Below are 17632 nucleotides of genomic sequence, written 5' to 3'. Positions count from 1 at the left end.
CAAACTCGTCACAACCCTCGCAAGTGGGCGGCGTTCACCTCGCGATACGGACTCTTGGCCTACGTTGGAGCGGCATGTTACAAGAGACGAACACAGCGTGATCGGACGCCGAGGCAACCCGGAGGGCGACCCGATGAGACGCCAGCGCCACCACAGTGGCCGGCACGTCGACACGGCGACCACGGACGACGCCGGCGGGCACTTACCAGCCCGCACACCGTCCGCCCTTTCCGGTGCCGTACGCACGCGTTTCCCCGGCCGTACCCGGCCCACCGCTCGGCTGACGCGACCCACTGCCACGACCGAAGTGACAAGACCGTCTCTCCCTACTGAGGGGGCCGCGCGATGGTGAAACGTTGGCAGCGAACCCAGTCGAAACGCCGGCTCACGGCGCAGGAACGTCACCGCGAAGAGCTCCACATCCAGCAGATGAGCGAAGACGCGGTCGTACGCTCGGAGAAGTCCGAGCAACGGGTGCAGCGCCTCAAGATCCTGCTGCACGCCTCGTTGTCCCGTCCGGTCGAACCCGTCGACTTCGAGCAGTTGAAGAAGTCCGTACCGACCGTCGATCTCGGCACTGACGCCGATCCCCACCCCCTCCCGCACTGGGAGGAGTACGCACCCAGACCGGCGAACTTTCTCACCCGACTGCTGACCCGCGCGTCCCGGCGGACGACCGAGGCGGAGGCGGAGACGGCGTACGCCAGCGCCCTGGAGCGCTACCGTGCCGACGAGGCGGAGCGGCAACGCCGGATCGAGGAGCTGCAGCGTTCCCACGCCGACACACACGCCACCGTGCTCGAGAAAACGCTTGCCCACAACGCGTCCATCGACGAGTTCCGCGACGCGGTACTCGCCGGTGACCGTGTCCGGGTGAGCGAGTACTTCTCCCGGGTGTTCGCGACCATCGTGGACCGGTCCAGCTTTCCCCGCGACCGGCGGTTCGCCTACGTTCCCGAATCCAAACTCCTGCTGATCGAGTGGCAGCTTCCGAGCACCGACATCGTGCCGCGGGAGAAGGAGTTCCGCTTCAACAAGGCCACCGACTCGGTGGGCGTCTACAAGTGGCGTTCGGTCGGCGAACTCCGCGATGTCTACCACGACCTGCTGGCCCAGATGGCGCTCCGCGCGGCCAACACCGCATTCGGCGCGGACCCGGCGGGACTCGTGGAGACCGTCGTCTTCAACGGCATGGTGACCACGGAGGACGGCACGAGTGCGTGCCTCATCACCATGAGCACCTCGCGACGACGCTTCAGCCGACTCAATCTCGACAACCTCAGCGACCCGCTGGAGCTCGTCCGCAAGCAGTGCGGGGCAGACGTTTCCCCCTATCCGGAAGAGCTTGCCGGCGTGACGCCGATTCTCACCTACGACCTCGCCGATCCGTCCGTGACTCCGGCCGAGGCCACCCGCGCACCCAACCTCGCGACGGCACCGATCGAGGAGTTCTGGCGCCTCGTCGAACGGCTCCTGGAACGCATGGGCTACTCCGTCGTCGCGCTCGACGGAGCGGCCGGCAGCTACCTCGCGTCCTCCTCGGGCGCCGAAGCCTGCCGCAAGGTCGTGCATGTCCGCCGCGGAGAGGGCCGGTTGGAGACCTCGGAGGTCCGCGGGCTTGCCTCCGCCGTACGCCGCGAGCGCGCCGACGGCGGCATGCTCCTGACGACCGGCGGGCTCGACCCGCAGGCGTACGACTACGCACACCGGCGGCCGTTACGGCTCTACGACGGGCACAACGTCCTCGCCCTGTGCCAGCAGCACGGCCTACCCGTACGGATCGAGCCGGCCCCCTCCTCCGAGGCGGGACCTGCGGAAGGCTCAGGCGTACCCGAGCAGCGCCACGACCGCACTCCGTCCGGCGTCGACCGCTGACGCCCCCTGGGCGCCCTCATCCCACGTCGTCGATACCGGCGAGGATCTCGTCGACGTCGGCGCGGTCGAGCCCCGAGGCATGCAACAGGTCGTGGACGCAGGACCGTACCTGTGCGACCACGACCTTGCCGGAGAACCCGCACGCGTCGACCGCCGACGTCGCCAACTCGGCCGCGTCGACCAGGCCGCGCCTCGCCGCCCGCGGTTCGACTCCCCTGGCGAGTTCGTTGCGGAGAGTACGCACGGACTCCGCGAGCCGGCGTACCGATGCCACCAGGTTGGGTGGGACCGGCTCGTCGTCCCGGATGACCACGATGACGCGCCGGGCGAGGACCCGGGTGTTGCGTACGGCATGGTCGAGGTCGGTCACAGCATCGACGTACGACGTGAGATGACCGCGGGCACGCCAGCGCACGGGTGCGATGCGGGCGATCTCTCTCCCGGCGCTGAGCGCCTCGCGAAAGTCGCCGAACGAACCCTCGATGAGACGGGCACGAGCCAGGGCGGCGTTGGCGGCGGACCGGTCCTTCGCGTTGAGCGCCGATGCCAGGTCGTCAAGGGTGCTGGCCAGCTCCTCCAGCATCCGACCCGCGGCGCGCCGTGCCACGACGACAGGGTTGACGGGCAGCAGAATCGCGTTGACCAGCAGGCCGATGGCACCTCCGACGAGGGCGTCCACGAAGCGGGTCGTGGCGGCCATCGCGGTGCTGGTCGCCGGCACGAGTGCGACGACGAGGATCGCCGACGCGGCGCCCTGGTTGACGAGCAGCGGACCGCCTCCGGTGAGGACGGCGGCCGCCATCGCGAGCAGCACCACCAGCCCGATCTGCCAGGCGCCGCGACCGATCGCCCCGATGAGGAGTTCGGCGACGAGGACGCCGAGGGCCACGCCGACCACGAGCTCGAGGGACCGGCGCAGCCGCTGGCCGAGGGACACTCCCAACGACAGCACGGCCGCGATAGGGGCGAAGAACGGTTGCGGATGACCGACGAAGCGGGTCGCGACGTACCACGCGAGACCGGCCGCCACCGCCGACTGGACGATCGGGAGCAGGGTGCGCCCGAGCCGTCGGACGCGGGTGCCGAGCGACTCACGGGAACGCTGCGCCACGTCGTCGAGGATCGCCTCGCCCCGGCGTACCAGGGCCGCCACCGGCCGTCGGCCCGTCATCACACCCTCGACTCACCCACTGGTTGTCCCGGGCCGCCGGTCGCTCGCAGGACGTACGCACCCAGGCCGGCGGTCCCCTACAGGTAGAGGCCGGTCTGGTCGTCCTCGAGCCGTTCGGAGGCAACCGCGTGGATGTCACGTTCGCGCAGCAGGATGTACTCCTCGGCGTGCAGCTCGATCTCCGCGCGGTCCTCGGGATCGAACAGGACCCGGTCGTCGATGACGACCGACCGGACGTGTGGTCCGATCGCCACGACCTTCGCCCAGGCAAGACGCTTACCCATCTTGGCGGTCGCCGGAATCACGATCCCCGCGGACGAGCGGCGCTCGCCGCTCTCGGCGTCCAGGACGACGAGGACGCGGTCGTGCAGCATCCGGATCGGCAGCTTGTCGGCGCGGAGCCGGCCGTTCGACGTGTCGGTCACGGTGTGAGAGATTACGGCGCCTCGCCCGCCGATCGCCAACGGCCCGGGCTCCGCGTGGACGCCGGCCGCCTGGACACCACCCGACGGCGGCCTCCTTCCCGACCTGGGCCAGCCGGGCAACCACCGGAGCAAGGAGAGCGTCCAGAGATCATTCCGACCCTGGAGGCTCCGATGTCCCGCTTCACAGCGCCCCGGAAGGCTCTCTTCGTACGGACCCTGCTCGTACGGATCCCGCTCGTACGGGCTCTGCTCGTACGGGCTCTGGGCGTCGGCATGGTCGCCGCGTTCCTCACTCTCGGCGGTGTGGTCCTCGCGCCCGGACCCGCGTGCGCGTGCTCGTGCGCTGCGACCACGCCGGCGGAGGCGTTCGCGCGGGCCGACGCCGTTTTCGTCGGGCGGGTCGTGGACCGGGCCTCGAAAGACCGGTTCCCGTGGGAACGCACGGGTGTGGCGGTGTGGACCTTCGAGGTGGACAGGATCTACAAGGGCGAGGTACAGCGCCGGCAGGAAATCGTCACGATGGACTCCGGGGCGTCCTGCGGTCTGGAACTGGACGGCTCCGGACCGTTCGTGATCTATGCCACCCACGACAGCTCTCACATCGACGCCGAGCGCGACCAGTACGCCGCCGGCCTGTGTGACGGCAGCCAACCGCTCACTACCGAGGTCGAGCGTTCGCTGGCTGCGCAGGCGCCCGAAGGACCGATCATGCCGGCCAGCTCGACGGAACAGCCGGCCGAGAGCGACGGCGGGGTGTCCACCCTGCTCATGGTCGGACTCGGCGCGATCGGTGCCGTCGTCGCGGCGGTCGTCGGCTGGCTGAAGCTGCACGGATGAGCCCCGCCGCCGACTCCGTGTGGTCGGGCGACACTCAGCGACGCTTCTCCTGCCGGCGATGGTGCCGCGGGCCACGTGGCCGCCGGCCACGCGGCTGGCCGAGCCGCTGCGTACGCGGACGGGCACCACCGGTCGGGCCGTCGTGCAGCCGGCCGCGGAGCAGCTTCAGCGCACCGAACACGGCGGCCGCGGCGACCACGGCCGTCACGACCCGGCCGGTACGGAACCGCCCGTCGGGGGTCATGACCACGAGCTTCGCCTTCGCCGCACCGCGGGAGACCATCTGCTTCGGCTGCATGCGTTCGGTCAGGGTGTCGATCGTGGTGGCCAGGCGTTCGCGGGTGGCCGTGAGCTCCTGCTCGATCTCGGCAGCGGACCGGTTGCCCGCGGCTTGCCGCTCACCAAGGGACGCCTTCTCGCCGGCGGTTCGCTTCTCGGCAACCTCCCGGCTCGCGCTCGCGCCCGGTTGTTCCTTCTGGGCGGGTAAGCGCTGCCTCGTCCGGTCGCTCACTCTCGGCCCTCCGATCGTCTGGTGATCATGAAAGGTTCCCGGCGCCACAGGCCGGCACGATCGTCACGATCACGTCACCTCGCTCGCCTCCGAACCTCACGATCGCGGTGATCACTTCAGTGTGGCAGATCGCTCATGTGCGCCTCAGATCTTCGCGGGGTTACCCCAAACGAGCGCTCTGACCACAAAAGCCCGAGCCATGGCGGAACGTGCGGGCCAGTCAGCGCGCGGGCCCAGCCAGCTCAGCGGGTGCGATCCGCCAGGTGCGGGTCGAAGCCGTACGGAAGTTCCAGCCGGTGCGCCGCCATCAGGTCGGCGTCACCGAGGACGCGGGGAGTCGGTCCGTCGGCGACGATGGTGCCGCCGTCGAGGATGACCGAGCGTTCACAGAGTTCCAGGGCGTACGGAAGATCGTGGGTCACCATGAGCACGGTCACGTCCAACCGGCGGAGGATCTCCGCCAGCTCCCGGCGGCTGGCCGGGTCCAGGTTGCTGGACGGCTCGTCGAGGACGAGGATCGACGGCCGCATCGCGAGAACGGTCGCCACCGCGACCCGACGCCGCTGGCCGAAGGACAGGTGGTGAGGCGGGCGATCGGCGTAGTCGCCCATCCCGACCTGCCGCAGCGCCTCGTCGACCCGGGCGTCGAGCTCTCCGCCGCGCAGGCCGAGGTTGGCCGGGCCGAACGCCACGTCGTCGCGCACACTCGGCATGAACAGCTGGTCGTCGGGGTCCTGGAAGACGACGCCGACCCGCCGGCGTACCTCCCGGATCGTCTCCGCACCGACCTGCATACCGTCGATGCGTACCGATCCCAATCCCGGGACGAGGATGCCGTTGAGGTGCAGAACGAGCGTGGTCTTGCCCGCGCCGTTGGGGCCGAGGACGGCGACCCGCTCGCCTCGGGTGACCGTGAGCTCGACGCCGTAGAGCGCCTGGTGGCCGTCGGGATAGGCGTATGCCAGGCCACGGAGTTCGAGGACGGGCGCGCTCGAGCCGTTGTGCTCGGTCTGCGGCGGCGCGGCGGTCATGGTGTCCACCAGGCTACGAACGCCACCGCCAGCGCGGTCGCCGGGAGTGTCAGGGCGAGAAGCCATGCCCGGCGTGAGGGGTACGCCGGGGCTCCGGGCAGGTCCGGCAGCTGACCGGAGTAGCCGCGGGAAAGCATCGCGAGGTGGACACGTTCACCGCGTTCGTAGGAACGGATGAACAACGCTCCGGCCGACTGGGCGAGGACGGGCCACGCCCGCGGTCCGCGCGGGGTGAATGCCCGGGCAGCCCTCGCCGTACGCATCCGCCTCATCTGGTCGGTGACCACGTCGAGGTAGCGCACCATGAACGCCATGATCTGGACGAGCTGACCCGGCACGCGCAGCCGCTGCATTCCGACCAGCAGGTCGCGCTGGTCGGTCGTCGCCGCGAACAGGATCGACGTGACAACGCCGAGGGTGGCCTTGGCCAGGACGTTCCAGCCCGACAGCAGGCCAGCCTCCGACACGGACACGCCGAGCACGTCCATGCGCGGCCCCTGCGCGATGAACGGCAGGAGCACCGCGAACACGATCACCGGCGCCTCGACCACCATGCGCGTGGCGACGAACGGCAGCGGCACCTGGGCGAGCAGGGCGACGGCGATCAGGAGCGCGGCATAGCACCCGAACGCCCAGAACGCGGTGCGCGGCGTCGCGACGACCACGAGGACGAAGGCGACGAGCGCGACGAGCTTGCAGTGCGGCGGGAGCCGGTGCACGACCGAATGGCCGTGGACGTAGAGCCGGTGCGTATGGACCGCGCCCATCTGTCAGCCGTCGGTGGAGCGGCTGGTGGCCTCGACGGTGGTAGCGCCGGTGGCACGGTCGGTGGAGGTCGTCGAGGGTTGGGGTGTCCGGGTCCGCCGGCGCACGGCGTAGGCCAGGCCACTCCCCAGGGCGAGAACGACCAGGACGCCCGCGACTCCCGCGATCCCACCGGACAGGACCGGATGGTCCACACCCCTGACGCCGTAGTCGGCGAGCGGTGAACCGGCGGTGGCGCTGTCGCGGGCCCGATCGCCGAACCCGAGGTCCTCGGCGACCCGGTTGAGCCCGTCCGGGCTGCCGGAGGCGAAGTAGCTCACCCCGCCCGCGAGCAGGAGCGCGACCACGATGCCGACGAGCACGACCACCTTCGTCCGTACCCGGGGCGGGCGGGTCGGGCTCGGCTGGCTCAGGCTCGGTTGCGTACCGGCGTCGACGCGTTCGCTCATGAGGCGGCCTCCTTCGACGTGGCGTGGGACGTACGGATGAGGAGGGCCTGCCCGGCGAGCAGGCCTCGGGCGCCGTGGACCAGGTCGGGCCGGACCGCCACGATGCTGGCCACGGTCGCGGCGGTGATGGCGGCCTCGCCGATCCCGATCAGGACGTGCCAGCCGAGCATGGCGGCCATGAGCGCGCCGAGCGAGATCTCGGCCGTTCCGCCGACGGCGTAGAGGCCGACGAAACACAGTGCGGAGACCGGCACCGAGACCAGCGCGGCCGCGAACGCTGCCGGCGCCGCCGAACCGGGCCGCCTCGGCAGCAGCCGGAGGACGAGCGTGAAGATCACCCATCCGGCAATGACCGTCACGACGCCCATCAGGGTGATGTTGGTGCCCAGCGCCGTGATCCCGCCGTCGGCGAAGAAGAGTGCCTGGACCGCCAGGACGACGGTCAGACACAGCACCGCCGTCCAGGGCCCGACGAGGACCGCGGCGAGGGCGCCGCCGAGCAGGTGCCCGCTGGTACCTGCCCCGACCGGGAAGTTGAGCATCTGGACCGCGAACACGAACGCCGCGACCAGTCCGGTCAGAGGTGCCGTCCGGTCGTCGAGCTCGCGGCGCGCCCCGCGGAGGGCGACGCCCACGACCGCGGCCGCGGCGACGCCGGTCGCGACCGACGTGGGCGCGTCGAGGAAGCCGTCGGGTACGTGCACTGGTCCTCCTCGGGACTGGGAGGTCTGGGCGGATGTCTCCGATCTGGGAGATGCTCCACCTTGAGAGGATGGCAATCCTGGACTGATCACATTTCGCAGGTCATTCTTACATGCAAACAACTTGCAACAAGACCCCCCGTCTCATTCCGTCCGACCTGGAGGACCAGTGGCCCCCGCACCTCGACTCAGCCCGGGCGACCCGGCACCCGACTTCACCCTCGACGACGCCGACGGCAAGAGCGTCGCCCTCGCCGACCACCGTGGCCAGAAGGTGATCGTCTACGCCTACCCGGCCGCCATGACTCCCGGCTGCACCAAGCAGGCCTGCGACTTCCGCGACTCGCTGGACTCGCTGGCCGCGGCGGGATATGCCGTGCTCGGGATCTCGCCGGACAAGCCGGCGGCCCTCGCGAAGTTCCGCGAGAAGGAGGGTCTGACGTTTCCGCTGCTCTCCGACCCCGACCGGCAGATGCTGACCGCGTGGGGTGCGTACGGCGAGAAGCAGATGTACGGCAAGACCGTCACCGGTGTGATCCGGTCCACGTTCGTCGTCGGCGAGGACGGCCGGATCGAGGTCGCGCAGTACGGCGTCAGGGCCACCGGCCACGTCGCCAAGCTTCGCCGCGAACTCGGCGTCTGACGCCCTCGGCGGCGGGTCCCGGCAGGAGGTCGTCGGCGGGTGGCGGCCGAGACCGTAGACTGAGCCGCCGCTGATGGGCTGCCGCAGGTACGCCCCGGCGCGAGAGTGGCGGAATGGCAGACGCGCCGGACTTAGGATCCGGTGCCTTCGGGCGTGAGGGTTCGACTCCCTTCTCTCGCACGCGGCCGACGACGCTGGGCGCCGCGGCCGGATCCACCTCCGGTGGTCACGCCGACCCGCTGGCACGGGGACGTCAATCCTCCTGTCAGCCTCGGGCGGGGCTACTCGCCGGAGCTGATGTCCTCGCTCCTCTTCTCGCATCGACGTCTCGTGGGGGAATGCCCGGTGCAGCTCTCCATCCTCGTACCTGTCTACAACGAGGGAGCGACGCTCAGCCGGGTCCTCAAACGGGTCCTCGACGTCGACTACCCGTGCGAGGTGGAGGTCATCGTCGTCGATGACGGCAGCCGCGACGCCACCCCTGAACTCCTCGACCAGATCGACGACCAGCGGGTCGTTGTCCACCGGCACACCGTCAACCGCGGCAAGGGTGCCGCCATCCGTACGGCCGCCAGCATCGCGACCGGCGACTTCATCGTGGTCTGTGACGCCGACCTCGAATACGACCCGGCCGACATCCCGAGGCTGCTTGTTCCCGTCATCTCCCAGGACGCCGAGGTGGTCTACGGCACCAGGACGTTCTCGAGCCACACCTCGTACTCCTTCTGGTTCGTCCTCGGCAACAGGGCCGTCACGACGTTCGCCAACGTGCTCTTCAACTGTTACATCCGCGACCTCGAGACCTGTTTCAAACTGATGCCGCTCACGCTCTACCGCGAACTCGACATCCGTTCGGCAGGCTTCGGCATGGAGGCCGAGATCACCGGCAAGCTGCTGCGTCGGGGCTATCGGCCGTACGAAGTGCCGATCTCCTACCGCGCTCGCACCCGGGCGCAGGGTAAGAAGCTCACCTGGCGCGACGGGGTCGAGGCGTTGTGGATCCTGGCGCGTACCCGACTCTCCGGCGGCCGGCGCTGAGGCTCCGTCCAGGGGAAAGACTCTGGCGGTCCCCGCACCCCGCGACCGCCGCCGTCTCCTTGGCCGTGGCCGCGGGCATCGCGGTACGGCTCGGGTTGTGGTGGCAGGACCGCGCGTTCTGGCGTGACGAACTCGGCCTGGTCCAGAGCCTCGACGCCTACCCGGCCGCGGCACTGCTCGGGCGGCTGGCCGACACGCAGTCCGCGCCGCCGCTGTGGCTCCTCGTGGTCCGCGCGGTGACGGCGGTCGCCGGCGACGGCGAACGCACCTACCGGCTGGTGACGCTCGGGTCAGGCTGTGCCCTGCTGGTGCTCGTGGCGTTGCTCGGAATCCGTCTGGTCCGCTACCGCTGGGCCATCGTGGTGCCGCTGATCCTGCTCGCGACCCTCTCTGAACTGGTCTTCTACACCGTGCAGACCAAGCAGTACGCCACGGACGCGTTGGCCGTGACCTGGTTGGTGCTGCTCGGCGTACTGCTGCTGGCGCGTGGCGCCGAGCCGACCGTCGCTCAGGGCGGGGAGGCCGGTGACGGGGTTGGTGTCAGCGCCCGGCACAGCGGCTTCCGGCGGACCGATCTGTGGTGGTACGCGTCGCTCGTCGTCCTGCCGTGGCTGTCCCACGCGTTCATGCTGGCGGCGCCGTTGGTCGCTGGCTGGGTGACGCTCGTGCGGATGTGGCGTGGCGAACTGACGCTGCGCCGCGCTGCGGGCTGGCTCGTCGCGCCGGCAGTCTCCGTCCTGGCGGCGGCACTCTACGCGCGGCATCTGACGAGCCAGGCGCCCGACTTCCTGACGTACTGGGCGGCGTTTCTCGGACCGAGCGGTCACACCACGCACGGTGGAGGCCTGGGCGGCTGGTGGGACTGGCACAGGTTCGTGTTCGGTGAGTTCGCCGTCCGCGAGCTCGGCTTCCCGACGACGTGGGCGGCCGTGCTGGTCGTCGTCGGGGCACTGATCGCGTTCCGCCGCGGTGCCGCCATCGCGATGCTGCTGGTCCTGCCACTGGTGGCGGCGTACACCGTGGGGGTGCTGGGGCTCTATCCGTTCGGGCGGCGGCTGGTGCTCTTCTGCGTACCTTCGCTGCTGCTCTGCCTCGGCATCCTGGTCGACGCCGTGGCGGGACGGGCAGTCCGCGTGGTTCGCGGGTGGACGGCGAGGTCGGGGGGACCGAGTGGCTGGCCGGCGGTCGGTGACCGGATGGTGGCGGCCGTCGCCGGGACCACGACCGCGGCGGCCGTCCTCGCCTTGTGCTGGACGCCGCCGACGCGGCTCGTTCACGACCTGACCTACCTGTACGGCGTCGACGACTACCGCGGTGCGTTGAGCTTCGTGGCCGCGAAGTGGGAGCCCGGCGATGTCCTGCTCGTCGGCAACGGCGACCGGGCGGCGGTACGGGTGTATGCCCCACGGCTGCACCTGCCGCTGGACCGGGCGTACCGTGCGATACCGACCGGGACGACCACCCCGCGGGCGGACTGTCCCCTGCCGCGCGAACTGGCGGCCGCGCGGCGGATCTGGCTGGTGACCGGTGATGTCGTCCCGCTGTACGACGGTGTGCCGAGCAGGTACGCCCTCGTGTCACCGCTGCTGTCGCGGTTCCGGGTGGTGTGGTTCCAGGACAAGGGACTGGTCACTGTGCAGGCCGTCATACCGGGTTCGACGCCCGACGCCCGACCGACCAGGTGCCTCGACTACGCCCCCGTCGGCCCCGCAGGCTCCCCCGCCCTCCCGTGATCATGACCGTGATCATGACCGTGATCATGAAGGTGCTGCGGAGCTATGGCCCCGAAAGCCTTCATGGTCCGTTTTCACTTCATGATCTCACTGCAGGCCGGCGAGGGTGCGGGGACAGTGAGCGTCAGCGCTGAGTCAGGGCGGCGGCGATGAGGGGCGCCATGGCGCGGACCGCCTTGCCCCGGTGGCTCAGGGCGTCCTTCTCGGCCGGCGGAAGCTGGGCGGCGGTCCGCGTTTCGCCGTCGGGAACGAACACGGGGTCGTAGCCGAACCCGCCGTCTCCCGCCGGCTCCCGCGCGATCCTCCCGGGCATCCGGCCCTCGACGACGTGCTCTGTGCCGTCGGGCAGGACCAGCACCATGCAGGCCACGAAGTACGCTCCACGGCGCTCGTCAGGCACCTCGGCCAGTTGGTCGAGCAGGAGTTCGTACCCACGCGGTCGGTTCTCTCCCCGACCGGCCCAACGCGCGGAGAGGACGCCCGGCATGCCGTTCAGCGCGTCGACGCACAGGCCGCTGTCGTCCGCGACGGACGGCAGACCCGAGTGGGCGAGCGCAGTGTGCGCCTTGAGCCTGGCATTTCCTTCGAAGGTCGGCTCGGTCTCGGCGGGCTCGTCGTAGGCAGGAACGTCGTCAAGGCTGAGGACCTCGACAGCGGACACCAGCGGCGTGAGGATCCGGGCCATCTCGACGAGCTTGCCGCGGTTGTGGGTGGCGAGCAGAACCTTCGGCCGGACCGACCGGTCCACCGGCGTACCCGTACTCGTCACCGATCCCGCCTCAACCGTGTCACGCGACCGCACCACCGACTCCCCCTCAACCGTGTCACCCGACCGCGTCACCGATTCGGGCGCAACCGCGTCGCGGGCGCGCGTCACTGACCGGACCTCGGCGGCAGCTCCTTGGCAAGAACCTCTGCCTGGATGTGCGCCAGCTCCGCGCATCCGACGCCGGCCAGCTCCAGCAGTTCGTCGAGCAGTTTGCGGTCGAACGGGTCGCCCTCGGCCGTCCCCTGCACCTCGACGAAACGCCCGTCGCCGGTCATCACGACGTTCATGTCGGTCTGGGCGCGGACGTCCTCTTCGTAACAGAGGTCGAGCAGGGCCCCGTCGTCGACGATGCCGACCGACACCGCCGACACCGAGTCCGTGAGGGCGTCGCCCCGGAGCGAGCCGCGGCCATCGAGATAGCGCACGGCGTCGACGAGTGCGACGTAGGCGCCGGTGATCGCCGCGGTGCGGGTGCCGCCGTCGGCCTGCAGGACGTCGCAGTCGAGCACGATGGTGTTCTCGCCGAGCGCCTTGAAGTCGATGACCGCGCGCAGAGACCTGCCGATGAGCCGGGAGATCTCCATCGTGCGTCCACCCAGCCGTCCCTTCACCGACTCGCGGTCGCTTCGGGTGTTGGTCGAACGCGGCAGCATCGAGTACTCGGCGGTGACCCAGCCGAGGCCGGAGTCCCGGCGCCAGCGGGGGACGCTCTCCGTCACGCTGGCCGCACACAGCACGCGGGTACGCCCGAACTCCACCAGAGCCGACCCTTCGGCATGGTCGAGCCACCCGCGGGTGATCTGGACAGGACGCAGCTGATCCGCGGAGCGGTCGTCGACTCTCACCATGCGTATGACCCTACCGGCGGCACCACCGCATCCCGTGCAGCGGCGCCTGCTGCTGCGCCGCCTCCGCGGGGGTGGGCGGGCGGCGGCAGACCGAACGGCTGGGCGACGCTCAGGAACCACTCGTCGCGGGCGCACCGCGGCGGCGCAGCATCGCCGCCACCTCGCCGACGGCAAGCCGGGCCGCCCACGGTGCCAGGTCGCGGGTCCTGCGACCCAACCACGGCACGCCCTTGGTCGCCAGCCAGGCCAGCTCCGCCCTACGGGACAAGACGATTCCGCCGCCGCGTTCGAGGCCCGTGGGCGACGACCGCACACCCACAGCACCGAGCCCCTCGGCACACGTACGCGCGAGCAGCCGGTGCCCCAGCTCCGACGGATGGAGTCGGTCGACGCTCCAGGCCTCGCGCGCGTAGACGGCGGGCGAGGCGGCGAGATCGATGTACGCACCACCGAAGGCGGCGTGGATCTCGTCGTACACCCCGTTCACCGCCTCGATTCGCCGGGCCATCGGTCCGGCCAGCAGCCTCGGCAACCCGAAGACCCGGCTGTGGTCGTGGAACCGCACCATCAGGAGGTCGGCCCCCGCCCGGGTGAGCTTCTCGGCGGTCCCGAAGAGGTCGGCGCGCACCCGGTCCGCGTCGAAGCTCGACCGCATCGTGTCGTTGACGCCGACGATCACCGACGCCAGCTGGGGCCGCAGGGCCAGTGCCTCGGGCAGTTGCCGGTCGCGGACGTGCGTGGTGGTCGCGCCGGCGTGGGCGAGGTTGTGGAACGTGAGGTCGTACGTCGACGTCAGCGACTCCGCAAGGAGCGCCGCCCACCCCCGCCATCCGGATGTCGTGAGGTCGCCGATCCCGAGGGTCAGGCTGTCGCCGAGAGCGACGTACCGCAGCTCCCGCGTCGCACAGGTCACGGCGACCAGGCTGGGTCAGCCGGTAGGAGGTTGCCCGCACCCGACGTGACCGCCGGTCGAACGTCCCGCAAACTCTTGCCCGGCCGGGCGCTACCGCCTTACAAGGCAATGACCAAGATCACGCATGCGTGATCATTCCCCCGGGCTCAGATGTCGTACGCCGCGCCAGCGTGGGCGATCTCCACCGGCCCGTCGTAGGCGGCGCGCGCCTCAGCGGCAAGGTCCTCGGGTGCGTACCACGGCGGCACGTGCGTGATCACGAGCCGACCGACGCCGGCGCGATGGGCGTACTCCCCCGCCTGTCGGCCGGTCAGGTGGACGTCCGGCGGGTTCGAGTCGCCGTCACGGAACGTCGCCTCACTCACCAGGACGTCGGCTCCGCGGGCGAGTTCCACGAGCGCGTCGGTCGGGCCCGTGTCGCCGGTGTAGACGAGCGAACGACCCTGATGCTCCAGCCTGATGAGGTAGGCCTCGACCGGGTGGCAGGCCGGCGCCACCGAAACGTCCATCGGCCCGATCTGCCGTGCGCCTCCGGTCAGCCAGGCCCGGAAGTCGAACACGTCCCGCATACCGGGCTCGAGCGGGAGGCCGTAGGCGACGGCCAGCCGGTCGGCCGTACCGAACGGGCCGTAGACCGGGATCACGGTCCGTGGACCACCCGGATGGTACTTCCGGGCGACGTAGTACGAACACAGGTCCAGGCAGTGGTCCGCATGCAGGTGAGAGAGTCCCACCACGTCCACGGTGTACGGGTCGACGTGGCGTTGCAGGGCACCGAACGCGCCGTTGCCGAGATCGAGGACCAGCCGGAAGGTACGCCCACCATGGGGAACCTCGACCAGGTAGCACGACGCCGGCGAATCCGGCCCGGGAAACGACCCGGAGCATCCCACGACGGTGAGCCGCATGCCCACTCCTTAGGCCACTTCCTCGACGAACGCGATCTCGGGACCGAGGAACCGCCCACCGATCGCCATGAACGCCTCCGGATCCCCGGTCGTGAGGAACCGGTGCTTCGGCGGCGACAGGGCGTCGTCCCGCGCCAGGCCCCCGCCGACCAGTCGTGCGTACACGTCGTTCGCCGTCTCCTCGGCACTCGACACCAGAGTGACCGCAGAGCCCATGACGTACGAGATCACTCCCGTCAGGAGAGGGTAGTGGGTGCACCCGAGGACCAGCGTGTCGATCTTGGCCGCCGCGAGCGGATCGAGGTAGCGGTGCGCCTCGGCGAGGAGTTCCGGACCGCTGGTCAGGCCGCGTTCGACGAACTCCACGAACCGTGGGCACGCCCGGGTGTGCAACGTGACGTGGGGAGCCGCGGCAAACGCATCGTCGTAGGCCTGGGAGGTCGCGGTGGCCCGGGTGCAGATGACGCCGACCTGGCCGGTCCTCGTCGCGGACACGGCCCGCCGCGTGGCCGGAAGGATCACCTCGACGACCGGGACCGAGTAGCGTTCCCGCGCGTCACGGAGCACGGCGGCACTTGCCGAGTTACAGGCGATCACGAGCAGCTTGACGCCCTGGTCGACCAGGTGGTCGAGGGATTCGAGGGCGATCTTGCGGACGTCGGCGATGCCCTTCTCGCCGTACGGGTAGCGCGCGGTGTCGGCGAGGTAGAGGACGGATTCGTGCGGGAGCTGGTCCATGACCGCCCGGGCGACGGTGAGGCCGCCGAAACCCGAGTCGAAGATGCCGATCGGCGAGTCTGACACGGCCGCCAGCCTACGGGCACCAACCCTGGACCGGGGCAGCTATTCGCACCCGTCCAGACTTCGCCGTCGCGGGGAGAAACCCGCACAAGTCTTACGGGGCTCGGCCTAGGCCCGCGAACGCACCTGGGCTGCGTCCGTCGGCCAGGCCGAGCCCCCTCGGCGCCCCACCTGTCGGCGGCTCGTCAGCACGACAGTCGGTTCCTCCCACCAGCCCGCTCCAGGTGACCCTGGATCGAGCATGTGTCCTCCGTCCGACCGCGCGTGCCTGAGTGTTCCCCGAACCTCCCCGGTCCGCCGTCCCGGGCGCGTCATGGAATGCAAACCCACGAACCGCTCATGTGGTTGCATCCACTCTCAAGTCTCGACAAACCGGCCAACCTCGGTCATCGAGCCCCGGGGTGTGTTCCGTGACCCGGTGTGTTCGTCAGAGGCCTCACCGTGCTCCGTCACGCCCACAGCTGGCAGTCGAGAGTCTCCTCGGCCTCGTCGAGAGTTCCTTCGTACGCACCTGTGGAGAGGTACTTCCATCCGCCATCGGCGACGATCGCCACGATGTCGGCGCTCCTGCCCGCCTTGACGGCCTGATGGGCCTGGGCGATCGCGGCGTGCAGGACGGCACCGGTCGAGATGCCGGCGAAGATGCCCTCGAGGTCGAGCAGTTCCCTCACCCGGCGTACCGCGTCGCGCGGGCCGACCGAGAAGCGGGAGTCGATCATGCGAGCGTCGTACAGCTCCGGAACGAATCCCTCGTCGAGGTTGCGCAGGCCGTAGACCAGCTCGCCGTACCTCGGTTCGGCCGCGACGATCGTGACGTCCGGCTTGTGCTCGTGGAAGAACCTGCCGACGCCCATGAGTGTCCCGGTCGTGCCGAGGCCCGCGACGACGTGGGTGACGCTCGGCAGGTCGGCCAGGATCTCCGGTGCGGTGCCTTCGTAGTGGGCAAGCGCGTTGGCCGGATTGCCGTACTGGTAGAGCATCACCCAGTCCGGATGCTCCTCGGCCAGCTGCTTGGCGACGCGGACTGCCTCGTTGGACCCGCCGGCCGCCGGCGAGGAGACGATCTCGGCGCCCCACATGCGCAGCAGCTGCCGGCGCTCGGCCGAGGTGTTCTCCGGCATGACGCAGACGAGGCGGTAGCCCTTGAGCTTCGCCGCCATCGCCAGGGAGATGCCGGTGTTGCCCGACGTCGGCTCGAGAATGGTGGCTCCGGGACGCAGGAGTCCGTCCTTCTCGGCCTCGACGATCATCCGGAGGGCCGCGCGGTCCTTGACCGAACCCGTGGGGTTCCGATCCTCGAGCTTGGCCCACAGGCGTACGTCCGAGGTCGGAGACATGCGCGGCAGTCCGACCAGCGGGGTCTGGCCCACGGCGTCCAGATGCGAGGCGTAACGCATGGCTGACGGCCCCCGGCTCAGCCGCCCGCGACGGCGGGAAGGACCGTCACGACATCGCCGTCCTCGACGGACGCGCCGAGGCCACCCCGGAAGCGGACGTCCTCGTCGTTGACGTAGACGTTGACGAACTTGCGAAGATCACCCTCGTCGACCAACCGGGACTTCAGCCCGGCGTGGCGGGCCTCCAGGTCGTCGAGCAGCTCCTGCAACGTCGCGCCAGCGCCCTCGACGGTCTTGGCGCCCCCGGTGTGGGTACGGAGAATCGTCGGGATACGGACCTCGATAGCCATCGGTGATGTACTCCTTCGCTCGTCGTCATACGCGCCAAGTGCCACAACACGGGCTGCCGCACGGGGATTCCGACAGGGGATTCCGACAGGGGATTCCGACAGGGGATGGACGGCCGATTCCGGATTGATCGAGCGTCCGGGACCTCCGGCAGCCGAGCCGGCGATGATCTCGGCAGTCGGGATCAGTGGCCCGAACAGTCGTAGACGACGACGGGGGCCGTGTGCCCGAGGAGGAAGAGCTCCACGCCTTGGAGTCTACGGTCTCACCTCAGGTGGGAGGTCCGGCGGATCGCCTCGCCGCGGGAGCGCTGGCCAACCCGCGCAACCACCTGCTGCATCACAGGGTGGTGCCGATCATGATCGGCGGCGCAAACTCCGGCAGGCTGGCCAGCGCGATCGACGTCCAGACACCCGCAATGGGGCTCGGGTGTTTCATTGCGACGTTGTGGTCGACCGGACCGCCTCGGGTTCAACCACAACGTCGCAATGAACGTCGGCATCCGCCCCACGCACACCATCAGGCCGCA

19 protein-coding genes and 1 tRNA gene are annotated in these 17632 nt (G+C 70.0%); 6 read left to right on the top strand and 14 right to left on the bottom strand.

What is annotated here, in order from left to right; all coding sequences use genetic code 11:
* The first annotated feature begins 345 nt into the window (after nucleotides 1-345).
* Complete coding sequence (locus ABN034_RS25865; RefSeq protein WP_349693568.1) at nucleotides 346-1875, top strand: restriction endonuclease; 1530 nt, start codon at nucleotides 346-348, stop codon at nucleotides 1873-1875.
* Nucleotides 1876-1891: 16 nt separating this feature from the next.
* Here ABN034_RS25865 and ABN034_RS25860 read toward each other — a convergent pair whose 3' ends face one another.
* On the bottom strand, nucleotides 1892-3046 hold the full coding sequence (locus ABN034_RS25860; RefSeq protein WP_349693567.1) for an FUSC family protein: 1155 nt from the start codon (nucleotides 3044-3046) through the stop codon (nucleotides 1892-1894).
* Nucleotides 3047-3123: 77 nt separating this feature from the next.
* Complete coding sequence (locus ABN034_RS25855; RefSeq protein WP_349327334.1) at nucleotides 3124-3420, bottom strand: GroES family chaperonin; 297 nt, start codon at nucleotides 3418-3420, stop codon at nucleotides 3124-3126.
* Between the two features lie 222 nt (nucleotides 3421-3642).
* On the opposite strand from ABN034_RS25855, the gene ABN034_RS25850 reads away from it, so the two are divergent.
* Complete coding sequence (locus tag ABN034_RS25850; protein WP_349693566.1) at nucleotides 3643-4308, top strand: hypothetical protein; 666 nt, start codon at nucleotides 3643-3645, stop codon at nucleotides 4306-4308.
* Between the two features lie 34 nt (nucleotides 4309-4342).
* Here ABN034_RS25850 and ABN034_RS25845 read toward each other — a convergent pair whose 3' ends face one another.
* The 5 genes from ABN034_RS25845 to ABN034_RS25825 all read right to left on the bottom strand — a co-directional run bounded on the left by ABN034_RS25845 (nucleotide 4343) and on the right by ABN034_RS25825 (nucleotide 7768).
* On the bottom strand, nucleotides 4343-4819 hold the full coding sequence (locus ABN034_RS25845; protein WP_349693565.1) for a DUF3618 domain-containing protein: 477 nt from the start codon (nucleotides 4817-4819) through the stop codon (nucleotides 4343-4345).
* 242 nt (nucleotides 4820-5061) lie between these two features.
* The gene (locus tag ABN034_RS25840) at nucleotides 5062-5850 is read right to left on the bottom strand and encodes an energy-coupling factor ABC transporter ATP-binding protein (protein WP_349693564.1); all 789 of its coding nucleotides are present in this window, start codon (nucleotides 5848-5850) and stop codon (nucleotides 5062-5064) included.
* Nucleotides 5847-6617, bottom strand: a complete 771-nt coding sequence (gene cbiQ / locus ABN034_RS25835; RefSeq protein ID WP_349693563.1) for a cobalt ECF transporter T component CbiQ — start codon at nucleotides 6615-6617, stop codon at nucleotides 5847-5849. The genes ABN034_RS25840 and cbiQ overlap by 4 nt, the downstream gene beginning before the upstream one ends.
* Before the next feature lie 3 nt (nucleotides 6618-6620).
* Nucleotides 6621-7064, bottom strand: coding sequence for a PDGLE domain-containing protein (locus ABN034_RS25830; RefSeq protein WP_349693562.1), 444 nt, complete (start codon nucleotides 7062-7064; stop codon nucleotides 6621-6623).
* Nucleotides 7061-7768 carry an energy-coupling factor ABC transporter permease gene (locus ABN034_RS25825; protein WP_349693561.1) on the bottom strand — a complete coding sequence of 236 codons (708 nt, stop codon included), beginning with the start codon at nucleotides 7766-7768 and terminating at the stop codon, nucleotides 7061-7063. Before ABN034_RS25825 ends, ABN034_RS25830 begins: the two co-directional genes overlap by 4 nt.
* Before the next feature lie 166 nt (nucleotides 7769-7934).
* Here ABN034_RS25825 and bcp point away from each other — a divergent pair, with 166 nt between their 5' ends.
* The 4 genes from bcp to ABN034_RS25805 all read left to right on the top strand — a co-directional run bounded on the left by bcp (nucleotide 7935) and on the right by ABN034_RS25805 (nucleotide 11179).
* The gene (gene bcp / locus ABN034_RS25820; protein ID WP_349693560.1) at nucleotides 7935-8408 is read left to right on the top strand and encodes a thioredoxin-dependent thiol peroxidase; all 474 of its coding nucleotides are present in this window, start codon (nucleotides 7935-7937) and stop codon (nucleotides 8406-8408) included.
* 99 nt (nucleotides 8409-8507) lie between these two features.
* Nucleotides 8508-8588: transfer RNA gene (locus ABN034_RS25815), tRNA-Leu, on the top strand.
* Between the two features lie 165 nt (nucleotides 8589-8753).
* A complete protein-coding gene (locus tag ABN034_RS25810) occupies nucleotides 8754-9446 on the top strand; it encodes a glycosyltransferase family 2 protein (protein ID WP_349693559.1) in 693 nt (230 codons plus the stop codon).
* 65 nt (nucleotides 9447-9511) lie between these two features.
* The gene (locus tag ABN034_RS25805; RefSeq protein ID WP_349693558.1) at nucleotides 9512-11179 is read left to right on the top strand and encodes a hypothetical protein; all 1668 of its coding nucleotides are present in this window, start codon (nucleotides 9512-9514) and stop codon (nucleotides 11177-11179) included.
* Nucleotides 11180-11303: 124 nt separating this feature from the next.
* Here the strand turns inward: ABN034_RS25805 and rdgB are convergent, their stop codons facing one another.
* The 7 genes from rdgB to ABN034_RS25770 all read right to left on the bottom strand — a co-directional run bounded on the left by rdgB (nucleotide 11304) and on the right by ABN034_RS25770 (nucleotide 17105).
* Complete coding sequence (rdgB, locus tag ABN034_RS25800; RefSeq protein ID WP_349693557.1) at nucleotides 11304-11981, bottom strand: RdgB/HAM1 family non-canonical purine NTP pyrophosphatase; 678 nt, start codon at nucleotides 11979-11981, stop codon at nucleotides 11304-11306.
* Between the two features lie 71 nt (nucleotides 11982-12052).
* Nucleotides 12053-12796, bottom strand: a complete 744-nt coding sequence (rph, locus tag ABN034_RS25795; RefSeq protein ID WP_349693556.1) for a ribonuclease PH — start codon at nucleotides 12794-12796, stop codon at nucleotides 12053-12055.
* 109 nt (nucleotides 12797-12905) lie between these two features.
* Nucleotides 12906-13709: an SGNH/GDSL hydrolase family protein gene (locus ABN034_RS25790; protein WP_349693555.1), complete on the bottom strand. Its 804-nt coding sequence runs from the start codon at nucleotides 13707-13709 to the stop codon at nucleotides 12906-12908.
* 146 nt (nucleotides 13710-13855) lie between these two features.
* Complete coding sequence (locus tag ABN034_RS25785) at nucleotides 13856-14617, bottom strand: MBL fold metallo-hydrolase (RefSeq protein WP_349693554.1); 762 nt, start codon at nucleotides 14615-14617, stop codon at nucleotides 13856-13858.
* Nucleotides 14618-14626: 9 nt separating this feature from the next.
* Complete coding sequence (gene murI / locus ABN034_RS25780; RefSeq protein ID WP_349327261.1) at nucleotides 14627-15421, bottom strand: glutamate racemase; 795 nt, start codon at nucleotides 15419-15421, stop codon at nucleotides 14627-14629.
* Nucleotides 15422-15867: 446 nt separating this feature from the next.
* Nucleotides 15868-16815 carry a PLP-dependent cysteine synthase family protein gene (locus ABN034_RS25775; RefSeq protein WP_349327260.1) on the bottom strand — a complete coding sequence of 316 codons (948 nt, stop codon included), beginning with the start codon at nucleotides 16813-16815 and terminating at the stop codon, nucleotides 15868-15870.
* A 17-nt stretch (nucleotides 16816-16832) separates the two neighbouring features.
* Nucleotides 16833-17105 (bottom strand): MoaD family protein, encoded by a 273-nt coding sequence (locus ABN034_RS25770; RefSeq protein WP_349327259.1) that lies wholly within the window; start codon nucleotides 17103-17105, stop codon nucleotides 16833-16835.
* Between the last annotated feature and the right edge of the window lie 527 nt (nucleotides 17106-17632).

Source organism: Actinopolymorpha sp. B11F2, from assembly GCF_040195635.1.
Taxonomy (GTDB): Bacteria; Actinomycetota; Actinomycetes; order Propionibacteriales; family Actinopolymorphaceae; genus Thermasporomyces.
The sequence above is the reverse complement of the archived record's forward strand: the minus strand, read 5'-3'. Positions and strand labels throughout refer to the sequence as shown.